Consider the following 12,720-nt stretch of genomic DNA (forward strand, 5'->3'; position numbering starts at 1 on the left):
CGGTCCGGTTCAGTGCGCGGCGGACTCCCAGTCGGGGCCGACGCCGACCGAGACATCCAGCGGTGCGCGCAGGGACACGGCCGAGGACATCTCCCGGCGGACCAGCTCTTCCACCCGGTCGCGCTCGCCCGGCGAGACCTCCAGGACGATTTCGTCGTGGACCTGGAGCAGCAGCCGGGAGGAGAGCTTCGCCTCGCTCAGCGCCCGGTCCACGTTCAGCATCGCGATCTTGACGATGTCCGCGGCCGTGCCCTGGATCGGGGCATTGAGCGCCATCCGCTCGGCGGCCTCGCGGCGCTGGCGGTTGTCGCTGTTGAGGTCCGGGAGATAGCGGCGCCGGCCGAGCATCGTCTCCGTGTATCCGGTGGCGCGTGCCTCGTCGACGACGCGGCGCAGATAGTCGCGGACTCCGCCGAACCGCTCGAAGTAGGTGTCCATCAGGCCGCGCGCCTCGGCCGCCTCGATGTTCAGCTGCTGGGAGAGACCGAACGCCGAGAGGCCGTACGCCAGTCCGTACGACATGGCCTTGATCTTGCGGCGCATCTCCGCGTCGACCGCGGACCGCTCCACGGCGAACACCTGGGAGGCGACGGTGGTGTGCAGGTCCTCACCGGAGGCGAACGCCTCCAGCAGGCCTTCGTCCTCCGACAGATGCGCCATCACGCGCAGCTCGATCTGGCTGTAGTCGGCGGTCATCAGCGACTCGAAGCCCTCGCCGACGACAAAGCCGTGGCGGATGGCGCGGCCCTCGTCCGTACGCACCGGCACATTCTGCAGATTCGGGTCGGTGGAGGAGAGCCGGCCGGTCGCGGCCACGATCTGGCTGAAGCTGGTGTGGATACGGCCGTCGGCCGCGATCGTCTTGATCAGACCCTCGACGGTGGAGCGCAGCCGGGCCTGTTCACGGTGGCGCAGCATGATGACCGGCAGCTCGTGCTCGGTCTGGCCGGCCAGCCAGGCCAGCGCGTCCGCGTCGGTGGTGTAACCGGTCTTGGTCTTCTTGGTCTTGGGGAGGTTCAGCTCACCGAAGAAGACTTCCTGCAGCTGCTTGGGCGAGCCGAGGTTGAACTCGTGCCCGACGGCGGCGTGCGCCTCCTTCACGGCCTGCTGCACGGCGCCCGCGAACTGCTGCTCCATGGCCTCCAGATGGGAGCGGTCGGCGGCGATGCCGTGCCGCTCCATGCGGGCCAGCAGCTCGGAGGTGGGCAGCTCGACGTCGTGCAGCAGGTCGGCCGCACCGACCTCGATCAGCCGCGCGGTGAACGCTTCACCGAGGTCGAGGACCGCGCGGGCCTGCGCCATCAGGGCGTCGGCCTCGGCCTGTTCGTCCGAGCCGAAGGCGAGCTGGCCGTCGGCAGCGGCCGGGGCGAGCTCACGGCCCAGATACTCGACGGCGAGCGCGTCCAGCGCGAAGGAGCGGCGGCCGGGCTTGACCAGATAGGCGGCGAGCGCGGTGTCCATGGTGACGCCGTCGACGCTCCAGCCGTGCTCGGGGAGGACCCGCATCGCGCCCTTGGCGTTGTGCATGACCTTCGGCCGGCCGGCGTCCGCGATCCAGTCGGCGAAGGCCCGCTCGTCGGCCTCGTTCAGCTGGGTGGTGTCGAACCAGGCGGCAGGTCCTGCGGCCGTGGCGAGCGCGATCTCGGCGACGCTGCCGGTGCCCAGAGCCCAGGTGTCGACGGTGGCCACGCCGAGCGGCTGCCCGCCGTGCTGCTCGAGCCAGGGGGCGAGCTCGCCGGTGGAGAGCACCGTGCCGTCCAGTTCGACGGCGGCGGCGGGGGCCGGGGCCTCGTCCTCCTCGGCGCCCGGGTCGACCGCGAGCAGCCGCTCGCGCAGGCTCGGATTGCGGATCTCCAGGACCTCCAGGAACCCCTTCAGCGCGGTCCTGTCGTACGGCGCGCGCTCGAGGTCGTCGACGGCCTTGGGCAGCTCCACGTCCCGCACCAGCTCGGTGAGGTGGCGGTTGAGCTTGACGGAGTCCAGGTGCTCGCGGAGGGCCTGTCCGACCTTGCCCTTGACCTCGTCGGCGCGCTCCATCAGCTCAACGAACGAACCGAACTGGTTGATCCACTTCGTGGCGGTCTTCTCACCGACACCGGGGATGCCCGGCAGGTTGTCCGACGGGTCGCCGCGCAGGGCGGCGAAGTCCGGGTACTGCTGAGGCGTGAGTCCGTACTTCTCCTCGACCTTCTCCGGGGTGAAGCGGGTCAACTCGGAGACGCCCTTGGTGGGGTAGAGCACGGTGGTGTGCTCGCTGACCAGCTGGAAGGAGTCGCGGTCGCCGGTGACGATCAGCACCTCGAAGCCGGCGGCCTCGGCCTGGGTGGCGAGGGTGGCGATGATGTCGTCCGCCTCGAAGCCGTCCACCGCGAACCGCACGGCGTTCATAGTGTCCAGGAGCTCGCCGATCAGCTCGACCTGGCCCTTGAACTCGTCCGGGGTCTTGGAGCGGTTCGCCTTGTACTCGGGGAAGTCCTGCGAGCGCCACGTCTTGCGCGAGACGTCGAACGCCACCGCGAAATGCGTGGGCGACTCGTCGCGCAGCGTGTTCGCCAGCATCGACGCGAAGCCGTAGATGGCGTTGGTCGGCTGACCGGTCGCGGTCGTGAAATTCTCCGCGGGCAGCGCGAAGAACGCCCGGTACGCCAGGGAGTGCCCGTCCATGAGGAGCAGGCGCGGTCGGTTGTCTGGGGTCTTCTTCGATGCCGTCTCAGCCACGTCCACGATCCTGCCACGTACCACTGACATTCCCGACCGTGGCAGGATCGCAGCCAACAGCACGACGCAGGCTCGAAGGAGAGCGCGATGGCCAGCAAGCCTCCCACTGGTGACCCGGTCCAGGACGCGCCGCAGGTCGCGGCCCCGCATCGGGCGGCGGCGGGCCTTCCCGCCATCGGGCACACCCTGCGCATCGCCCAGCAGCAGATGGGAGTGCGCCGCACGGCGCAGACCCTGCTCAAGGTCAATCAGAAGGACGGCTTCGACTGTCCGGGCTGCGCCTGGCCCGAGGGCGAAAAGCGGCACATGGCGGAGTTCTGCGAGAACGGCGCGAAGGCGGTCGCCGAGGAGGCGACGCTGCGCCGTGTCACGCCGGACTTCTTCGCCGCGCATCCCGTCGCGGACCTCGCCTCGCGGAGCGGGTACTGGCTGGGGCAGCAGGGCCGTATCACGCAGCCGATGTACCTGCCCGAAGGCGCCGACCGCTACGAGGCAGTGACCTGGGAGCGAGCCTTCGCGATCATCGCGGAGGAGCTCACTGCGCTGGCATCGCCCGACGAGGCGCTCTTCTACACCTCGGGACGCACCAGCAACGAAGCGGCGTTCCTGTTCCAGCTCTTCGCCCGCGAATTCGGCACCAACAACCTTCCCGACTGTTCCAACATGTGCCACGAGTCCTCCGGCTCGGCGCTCACCGAGACGATCGGCGTCGGCAAGGGCAGCGTCTCGCTGGAGGACATCCACGAGGCGGACCTGATCATTGTCGCCGGGCAGAACCCCGGCACCAACCATCCCCGGATGCTCTCGGCCCTGGAGAAGGCCAAAACAGCGGGCGCGAAGATCATTTCGGTGAATCCGCTGCCCGAGGCCGGCCTTGGGCGGTTCAAGAATCCGCAGACCCCGCGGGGCATGGTCCAGGGCGTCGCGCTCAACGACCTCTTCCTGCAGATCCGCATCGGCGGCGACCAGGCACTCTTCCGGCTGCTGAACAAGCTGATACTCGAGACGGACGGTGCCGTCGACGAGGCGTTCGTACGGGAACACACCCATGGTTACGAGGAGTTCGTGGCCGCGGCGAGTGCCGCCGACTGGGACGAGACCCTCGCCGCGACCGGCCTCGAACGCGCCGTGATCGAGCAGACGCTCGCGATGGTCCTCGCATCGAAGCGCACCATCGTCTGCTGGGCTATGGGTCTGACCCAGCACAAGCATGCCGTGCCGACCATCCGCGAGGTGGTCAACTTCCTTCTGCTGCGCGGCAACATCGGCCGCCCGGGCGCCGGCGTCTGCCCCGTGCGCGGGCACTCCAATGTCCAGGGCGACCGCACGATGGGCATCTTCGAGCGGCCTGCCCCGGCCTTCCTGGATGCCCTGGAGAAGGAGTTCGGCTTCGCTCCGCCGCGTCACCACGGCTTCGACGTCGTACGGTCCATTCAGGCGCTGCGCGACGGGGAGGCGAAGGTCTTCTTCGCCATGGGCGGCAATTTCGTCGGCGCGACGCCGGACACCGAAGTGACCGAGGCCGCGATGCGCAAGGCCCGACTCACGGTGCATGTGTCGACCAAGCTGAACCGCTCGCACGCCGTCACCGGCACCAGGGCGCTGATCCTGCCCACCCTCGGCCGTACCGACAAGGACGTACAGGCGGGCGGCAAACAGTTCGTGACCGTCGAGGACTCGATGGGCATGGTGCACGCCTCCCGCGGCAATCTCACTCCGGCGAGCCCCCATCTGCTGTCCGAGCCGGCCATCGTGGCCCGGATGGCGCGTGCCGTGCTCGGCCCCGGCTCGGTCACGCCCTGGGAGGACTTCGAGAGCGACTACGGGTCCATCCGCGACCGCATCGCACGCGTGGTGCCCGGCTTCGAGGACTTCAACACCAGGATCGCCCGTCCGGGCGGCTTCACGCTCCCGCACGCTCCGCGCGACGAGCGCCGCTTCCCGACGGCCACCGGCAAGGCCAATTTCACCGCCGCGCCCGTCGAGTTTCCCGAGCTGCCCGAAGGCCGGCTGCTGCTGCAGACGCTGCGCTCGCACGACCAGTACAACACCACGATCTACGGCCTCGACGACCGCTACCGCGGTATCAAGGGCGGCCGCCGGGTCGTCATGGTGAACCCCGAGGACGCCCGGGAGCTGGGCCTGGCGGACGGCTCGTACACCGATCTCGTCAGCGAGTGGAAGGACGGCGTGGAGCGGCGTGCCCCCGGTTTCCGGGTGGTGCACTACCCCACCGCCCGTGGCTGCGCGGCCGCGTACTACCCGGAAACCAACGTGCTGGTGCCCCTGGACTCCACGGCGGACACCAGCAACACCCCGGCGAGCAAGTCCGTGGTGGTCCGGTTCGAGCACGGGGCGTGAAGCGCGACGGCTGAGGGACGGGGAACGACGACTGAAGGGCGGGGAATGAGGCATCCCGTCTAAGCGTTCGCTCAGGCACCTGATAAGACGGTGCACACAGCACGCAACGTACTGACGATCGGAGCCGGGCCCCATGGGCGAGCAGACCAATGTGAAATTCCCGCAAGAGGTCATCGACGAATACGCCGCGCTCGGGGTCGATCTGCCCGCGCTCTTCTCCGCCGGCCATCTGGGCGAGCGCATGGGCGTGCAGATCATCGAGGCCTCGGCCGACCGCGTCGTCGGCACGATGCCCGTCGAGGGCAACACCCAGCCCTACGGACTGCTGCACGGCGGCGCGTCCGCCGTGCTGGCCGAGACCCTCGGCTCGATCGGCTCGATGCTGCACGGCGGGACCTCCAAGATCGCCGTCGGCGTGGACCTCAACTGCACCCACCACCGCGGCGTCCGCTCCGGCCTGGTCACCGGAGTCGCGACACCGGTGCATCGCGGCCGCTCCACCGCCACGTACGAGATCGTCATCACCGACGAGCAGGACAAGCGGGTCTGCACGGCCCGGCTGACCTGTCTGCTGCGCGACGCCGGCGGGCCGACCGGGGCCGGCAGCTGATCCTCCGCAGGCTTGTTGTGTCACCGATCGTGACGGCTTAGCGTGCCCCCATGGGGACCAAGCCGCACATCTCGGTCGGGTACGCCACCTACGCACTTCTGGTCACGCTTGCCGTCGCGGGCTGCACGGAATCCTCCTCCTCCGGGCAGCCCGCCACGTCAACACCTGTACCGCAGAAGTCCTCACCTGCCGATATATGCACAAGTCTCGTTTCCTACTGGGCGAAAGAGACACTCAAGGGCAGCAAGTGGTCAGGAATCGACTGGGAGCAGAAGGGGCTGTCCAACGAGCAGTACGCCATCCATGAGGAGATAGTCGCCGCGGCCCGTGCCGAGGAAATGCGCCAAGGCCGTGCCGCGGCCCTCGCCTTGATCGATGTCCAGGCCCGGCAGAAGTGCGCTGCCCAGAACGGCGCGACCGGCAGCTCGGAGAACTGGCGTCCACCGAAACCAGCGGCGTCATCGGACCGGTAGAACCGTCCACCGGGCTCCGCGCACCGAGTCCTGCGAGATCACGTGCAACGCCAACACCGATTACCGGACGGCTCGTTGGCCTCGCCCCGCGCTCGCCGCCGCCACCGCTCTCGCCCTCGCCACGGCACAGCTCGTCCCGCACCGGCCCGAACCGAACCCGGACTCGCACCCGGGCTCGTCACGCGCATCTCGCACGAAGGGCCGATCAGCCAACCGGACGTCCGCGCCCGCGTCTTCACACCGCGCCTTCGGCTCGCCATTACCTGCGGATCACCGATCACCGATCACCGATCACCGATTACCGATTACACATCCGCCGGCCATGTCGGCACGACGCAGACCAGCGTCCGGCCGGCTCCACCCTTCGCCATACGCCCTGGTACGACCCGCAACATCACTGTTCAGGCCACGGCGCGAAGCTGCACGGGGATCCCCCGCGACATGAAACTGCCCTTCCGCGATGTAACGCTACGTAACAATGACGTAATCAAGATTCCGGGCTCCGTTCTCAACCGGGCCCACACCGCCGATCTCGCCGGGGCTCTCCGCGCCCCCTCTCGGCCGTCGGCACCAAGATCAACTCAATCCCCTTGGCGGAACTGCACGTTCTCACCATGTGGTCAAAACTCCGGGACACCGAAAGCCCGATCTGTCCACAGTCCCACCACGGAGCCTTGGCCTCGGCATAACAAGAACGTCACATCCTGTCGCCCTGCCTCCCTGACCCCGCCGCCTCCGCTTAGAGTCACCGCCAGTCACCGCGCCGCCGGGCGCATCACAGCACGGCCGTGTACCCCCCCAGTACGGCCCGGCGACCAAACGGCCCCTCATGAGAGGTGCCGCGCCAGGGAAAGGATTTATCGTGCGAAAGCGTTCCTTGCTCATCCTCACCACCGTGGTCACCACGGGAGCACTCACACTCTCCGCCTGCGGCTCGCGCGACGACAGCAAGGGGACCGACAGCGGCAACAAGACCACTGTGGTCATCGGTGTCGACGCACCGCTGACGGGCTCGCTGTCCGCACTGGGCCAGGGAATCAAGAACTCCGTGGACCTTGCAGCCAAGACTGCGAACAAGAACAACGAAGTCCCCGGCATTGAATTCAAGGTCGAATCCTACGACGACCAGGCAGTTCCTGCCTCCGGCCAGGCCAACGCCACCAAGCTCGTAGGCAACAAGGACGTTCTGGGTGTAGTCGGCCCGCTGAACTCCGGCGTCTCGCAGTCGATGCAGGGCGTCTTCGGCACGGCGAACCTCACGCAGGTCTCTCCGGCCAACACCAACCCGTCGCTGACCCAGGGCGACAGCTGGGGCAAGGGCGAGAAGAAGCGTCCGTTCAAGACGTACTTCCGTACCGCCACCACTGACGTCATCCAGGGCAAGTTCGCCGCCCAGTACCTGTACAACGACGCCAAGAAGAAGAAGGTCTACGTCGTTGACGACAAGCAGACCTACGGCGCCGGCCTCGCCGCGATCTTCTCCGACGAGTTCAAGCGTCTCGGCGGCACCGTCGCCGGCACCGACCACGTCACGGTGAAGGAGACCGACTTCTCCAGCACCGCCGACAAGGTCAAGTCCTCCGGTGCCGACTCGGTCTACTTCGGTGGCCAGTACCCCGAGGGCGGTCTCCTCTCCGACCAGGTCAAGAAGGCCGGAGCGAAGATCCCCACCATGGGTGGCGACGGTATCTACGACCCCGCGTTCATCAAGGCCTCCGGTGAGGCGAACGACGGCGACCTCGCGACGTCCGTCGGCTACCCGGTCGAGAAGCTCCCGACCGCCAAGAAGTTCATCGACGACTACAAGGCGGGCGGCTACAAGGACCCGTACGCGGCGTACGGCGGCTACTCGTACGACGCCGGCTGGGCCATCATCCAGGCCGTCAAGGCGGTCGTCGCCGCCAACGACGGCAAGGTGCCGGCCGACGCCCGCGCCAAGGTCACCGAGGCCATGGCCAAGGTCTCCTTCGACGGTGTGACCGGCAAGGTCGCCTTCGACGAGTTCGGCGACACCACGAACAAGCAGCTCACCGTCTACGCCGTCAAGGGCAGCAACTGGGCGGACGTCAAGAGCGCCACGTTCAAGGACTGATCCACCGCATTGCCCCGCACCAAATGAACCAGACCGCGCGAGGGCGCAACAAGCGCCCTCGCGCGGTGTCATATCCGACACGCTCATCGGAGGCCCTGCGGTGCACGAACTGCCGCAACAGCTGGCCAACGGCCTTGCCCTCGGTGCCCTTTATGGCCTCATCGCCATCGGGTACACCATGGTCTACGGCATCGTCCAGCTCATCAACTTCGCCCACGGCGAGATCTTCATGATCGGGGGCTTCGGCGCCCTCACCACCTATACCTGGCTCCCCAGCGGAACCTCGCTTCTGGTGGCGATACCCCTCATGATCATCGGCGGCGCAATAGCCTCCGTCGCCGTCGCCACCGCCGCGGAACGCTTCGCCTACCGGCCGCTGCGCAGTGCGCCACGGCTTGCCCCGCTGATCACCGCGATCGGCCTTTCCATCGCCCTGCAGCAGCTTGTCTGGGGTTTCTACCCGGACGCCAAGAAGGCCGTGAGCTTCCCGGAGTTCACAGGAGAATCCTTCAAGATCCTGGGCAACCTGTCGATCCAGCGCGCCGACGCCTTCGTCCTCGTCCTCGCCCCGCTGTGCATGCTCGGCCTCGGCTTCTTCGTCTCCAAGAGCCGCAGCGGCCGCGCCATGCAGGCCACCGCGCAGGACCCGGACACCGCGAAGCTGATGGGCATCAACACGGACCGCATCATCGTGATGGCCTTCGCCATCGGCGCCGCGTTCGCCGCGGTCGCGGCGGTCGCCTACGGCCTCGACAAGGGCCAGATCAACTTCGAGATGGGCTTCATCCTCGGACTGAAGGCGTTCACCGCGGCAGTCCTCGGAGGCATCGGCAACATCTACGGAGCCATGGTCGGCGGCATCGTCCTCGGCCTCGCGGAATCGCTGTCGATCGCGTACATCGAAGAGATCCCCGGCATGCAGCAGCTCGGCGGCGGCGCCTGGTCCAACGTCTGGGCTTTCGTACTTCTCATCGTCGTGCTTCTCGTCAGGCCACAGGGTCTGCTCGGTGAGCGCGTCGCGGATCGGGCGTGAGAACCATGACCACCGACACCACCACGACGGCCGACGCCGCTCAGGCGGAAAGCGCCTCCCGCACCGCCGCACTCCGCTGGCTCACCGCGGTCGGCGGCCTCGCCACCATCGTCAGCACCTTCCTGTCCTGGACGTACACCAGCAAGTTCCCCGGAGACCTCACCGTCTACGGCTACCCCGGCGGCCTGCAGGTCCTCACCCTCGTGGCGGGCCTGGTCGTCGTCCTGTACGCGCTGGCTTCGCTGGGCATCAAGGGGCTGGGCTGGCTCGCGCCGGCCGGTACGACCAAGGCTCTGAAGCTGCTGGCCCTCGGCGCCTTCGGCACCACCTGGTTCGCGCTGATCGCCATCGCCGTCGAGCTCGGCGGCGTGATCAACCTCGAACCCGGTGGCTATGTCGCCGCCGTGGCCTCCGCGCTCCCCGTCGCCACGGCGTTCATGCTGCCGGACGACAGCCGTCCGGTCTCCCGGCCCAAGGCTCTCCCCTCCTGGGCCGAGATCCTGATCATCGTCGGCTCCTTCGCCGTCGGCATGTACGTGATCACGTACGGCATCGACACCGAGTACGCCGAACTGTTCACCGGCTACCTCATCGCCCTCGCCTTCGCCGCCGCCGCGCTCTTCAAGGCCGGCCTCGTCGGGCGGCTCTCGGCGCTCACCGCCAAGTACCGCCAGGTGACCCTCATCGCCGCCTTCGTCGCGGCCGCGGCGTTCCCGTTCACACAGAACACCGACACCTACACGCTCATCGCGGTCAACATCCTCATCTTCGCGACCGTCGCCCTGGGCCTGAACATCGTCGTCGGTCTGGCGGGTCTCCTCGACCTCGGATACGTCGCCTTCCTCGGCGTCGGCGCGTACACCGCCGCCCTCGTCTCCGGGACAACGGCGTCCGCCTTCCACGTGCAGTTCCCCTTCTGGGCCGCCGTTCTCACCGGCGCCGCCGTCTCGCTGATCTTCGGCGTCGTCATCGGCGCTCCGACCCTGCGACTGCGCGGCGACTACCTCGCCATCGTCACCCTCGGCTTCGGTGAGATCTTCCGTATCACCGTGGGCAACCTCGACGGCGTATCCGGACCGCAGATCACCAACGGCCCGAACGGCATCCCGAACATCCCGGACCTCGTGTTCTTCGGGTTCAACTTCGGCGAGGCCCACACCATCGCGGGCTTCGAGCTCGGCAGCTACGCCAACTACTACCTGCTGATGCTGCTCGCGATGATCCTGGTCATCCTGGTCTTCAGCCGGGCGGGCAGCTCCCGTATCGGCCGGGCCTGGGTCGCCATCCGCGAGGACGAGACCGCCGCAACCGCCATGGGCATCAACGGCTTCAGGGTCAAGCTCATCGCCTTCGCCCTCGGCGCCACCCTGGCCGGCCTCGCCGGCACCGTGCAGGCACACGTCCAGCACACCGTGGTCCCCGAGATGTACCAGTTCGCCGGCCCCGTCCCGCCCAACTCCGCCTTCCTGCTGGCGGCCGTCATCCTCGGCGGCATGGGCACCATCAGCGGACCACTGGTCGGCGCCACGCTGCTCTACATGATCCCGGCGAAGCTGCAGTTCCTCCAGGAATACCAGCTCCTCGGCTTCGGTATCGCGCTGATCCTGCTGATGCGGTTCCGTCCCGAGGGCCTCATCGCCAACCGCCGCGCCCAGCTCGAATACCACGAGACCGACCAACTCGACGTACCGGACGTGGAACTGCCCGACTCCGGCGTCGGCATCGCGAAGGCGGGGGCGTGAACGACATGACGACCACCACCAAGAACACCGCGACCGGCACGGTGCTGGACGCCAGCGGCGTCACCATGCGCTTCGGCGGCCTCACCGCCGTACGCTCGGTCGACCTCACCGTCGGCGCCGGCGAGATCGTCGGCCTCATCGGCCCCAACGGCGCCGGCAAGACCACCTTCTTCAACTGCCTCACCGGGCTGTACGTACCGACAGAAGGCCAGGTCAAGTACAAGGGCACCGTTCTGCCGCCCAAGCCCCACCTCGTCACCAAGGCAGGCGTCGCCCGCACCTTCCAGAACATCCGGCTCTTCGCCAACATGTCGGTCCTGGAGAACGTCCTCGTCGGACGCCACACCCGGACCAAGGAGGGCCTCTGGTCCGCCCTGCTGCGCGGCCCCGGCTTCAAGAAGGCCGAAGCCGCCTCGCACGAGCGGGCCATGGAGCTGCTGGAGTTCATCGGCCTGGCGCACAAGGCCGATCACCTCGCCCGCAACCTCCCTTACGGCGAGCAGCGCAAGCTCGAAATCGCACGAGCCCTGGCCAGCGAGCCCGGCCTGCTGCTCCTCGACGAGCCCACCGCCGGAATGAACCCGCAGGAGACCCGGGTCACCGAAGAACTCATCTTCGCCATCCGGGACCAGGGCATCGCCGTTCTCGTCATCGAGCACGACATGCGCTTCATCTTCAATCTGTGCGACCGCGTCGCCTGCCTGGTCCAGGGCGAGAAGCTCGTCGAGGGAACGGCCGAGGTCGTCCAGGGTGACGAGCGCGTCGTCGCCGCCTACCTCGGCACGCCCTTCGAAGGCGCACCGGGCGCAGCTGAGGTCGCCGAAGTCGAGGCGGCCGAAGCACAGAGCACCACCAGCACGGAAGGGGAAACCCAGTGACCGCTCTGCTCGAGGTCGAAGACCTCAGGGTCGCCTACGGCAAGATCGAAGCCGTCAAGGGCATCTCCTTCAGCGTCGAGGCCGGCCAGGTCGTCACCCTCATCGGCACCAACGGTGCGGGCAAGACCACCACCCTGCGGACGCTGTCCGGGCTCCTCAAGCCATCCGGCGGCCGGATCATCTTCGACGGCAAGCCGCTGAGCGGCGTTCCGGCCCACAAGATCGTCTCGCTGGGCCTGGCCCACTCGCCCGAGGGACGGCATATCTTCCCGCGGCTGACGATCGCCGAAAACCTCCAGCTCGGTGCCTTCCTGCGCACCGACAAGGCGGGCATCGAGAAGGACATCCAGCGCGCCTACGACCTCTTCCCGATCCTGGGAGAGCGCAGGAAGCAGGCGTCCGGCACCCTCTCGGGCGGCGAGCAGCAGATGCTGGCGATGGGCCGTGCGCTCATGTCGCAGCCGAAGCTGCTGATGCTGGACGAGCCGTCGATGGGTCTCTCCCCGATCATGATGCAGAAGATCATGGAGACCATCGTCGAACTGAAGTCCCAGGGCACCACCATCCTGCTCGTCGAGCAGAACGCCCAGGCCGCCCTCTCGCTGGCCGACCACGGCCATGTGATGGAGGTCGGCGAGATCAAGCTGACGGGCACCGGTCAGGACCTGCTGCACGACGAGAACGTCCGCAAGACGTATCTCGGCGAGGACTGAGCCGTACGCATACGGAGAGGCGCGCCCCCCCCCCGCGGGGGGGGGGGGGGGGCCGGGGGGGCCGGGGGGTGGTGAGCACCCAGGAACACCAAAAAAAACG

9 protein-coding genes are annotated in these 12,720 nt (G+C 67.8%); 8 read left to right on the plus strand and 1 reads right to left on the minus strand.

Features of this window, described 5'->3' with window-relative positions; translation table 11 throughout:
* Positions 1-9: 9 nt before the first annotated feature.
* Positions 10-2,718, minus strand: a complete 2,709-nt coding sequence (gene polA / locus AB0D12_RS34700; RefSeq protein WP_362692032.1) for a DNA polymerase I — start codon at positions 2,716-2,718, stop codon at positions 10-12.
* Positions 2,719-2,805: 87 nt separating this feature from the next.
* Here polA and AB0D12_RS34705 point away from each other — a divergent pair, with 87 nt between their 5' ends.
* The 8 genes from AB0D12_RS34705 (at position 2,806) to AB0D12_RS34740 (ending at position 12,620) form a co-directional block, all read left to right on the plus strand.
* A complete protein-coding gene (locus AB0D12_RS34705; RefSeq protein ID WP_362692039.1) occupies positions 2,806-5,079 on the plus strand; it encodes an FdhF/YdeP family oxidoreductase in 2,274 nt (757 codons plus the stop codon).
* 133 nt (positions 5,080-5,212) lie between these two features.
* On the plus strand, positions 5,213-5,689 hold the full coding sequence (locus AB0D12_RS34710; protein ID WP_362692042.1) for a hotdog fold thioesterase: 477 nt from the start codon (positions 5,213-5,215) through the stop codon (positions 5,687-5,689).
* Positions 5,690-5,739: 50 nt separating this feature from the next.
* A complete protein-coding gene (locus AB0D12_RS34715; protein ID WP_362692045.1) occupies positions 5,740-6,162 on the plus strand; it encodes a hypothetical protein in 423 nt (140 codons plus the stop codon).
* 862 nt (positions 6,163-7,024) lie between these two features.
* Positions 7,025-8,254: a branched-chain amino acid ABC transporter substrate-binding protein gene (locus AB0D12_RS34720; RefSeq protein WP_362692047.1), complete on the plus strand. Its 1,230-nt coding sequence runs from the start codon at positions 7,025-7,027 to the stop codon at positions 8,252-8,254.
* 100 nt (positions 8,255-8,354) lie between these two features.
* Positions 8,355-9,287, plus strand: a complete 933-nt coding sequence (locus tag AB0D12_RS34725; RefSeq protein WP_362692050.1) for a branched-chain amino acid ABC transporter permease — start codon at positions 8,355-8,357, stop codon at positions 9,285-9,287.
* A gap of 5 nt (positions 9,288-9,292) precedes the next feature.
* Positions 9,293-11,029: a branched-chain amino acid ABC transporter permease gene (locus AB0D12_RS34730; RefSeq protein ID WP_362692053.1), complete on the plus strand. Its 1,737-nt coding sequence runs from the start codon at positions 9,293-9,295 to the stop codon at positions 11,027-11,029.
* Positions 11,030-11,034: 5 nt separating this feature from the next.
* On the plus strand, positions 11,035-11,907 hold the full coding sequence (locus AB0D12_RS34735) for an ABC transporter ATP-binding protein (RefSeq protein ID WP_362692062.1): 873 nt from the start codon (positions 11,035-11,037) through the stop codon (positions 11,905-11,907).
* Positions 11,904-12,620: an ABC transporter ATP-binding protein gene (locus tag AB0D12_RS34740; protein ID WP_327322933.1), complete on the plus strand. Its 717-nt coding sequence runs from the start codon at positions 11,904-11,906 to the stop codon at positions 12,618-12,620. The genes AB0D12_RS34735 and AB0D12_RS34740 overlap by 4 nt, the downstream gene beginning before the upstream one ends.
* The last annotated feature ends 100 nt before the right edge of the window (positions 12,621-12,720 follow it).

It is taken from the genome of Streptomyces sp. NPDC048479 (genome assembly GCF_040651435.1).
Taxonomy (GTDB): domain Bacteria; phylum Actinomycetota; class Actinomycetes; order Streptomycetales; family Streptomycetaceae; genus Streptomyces.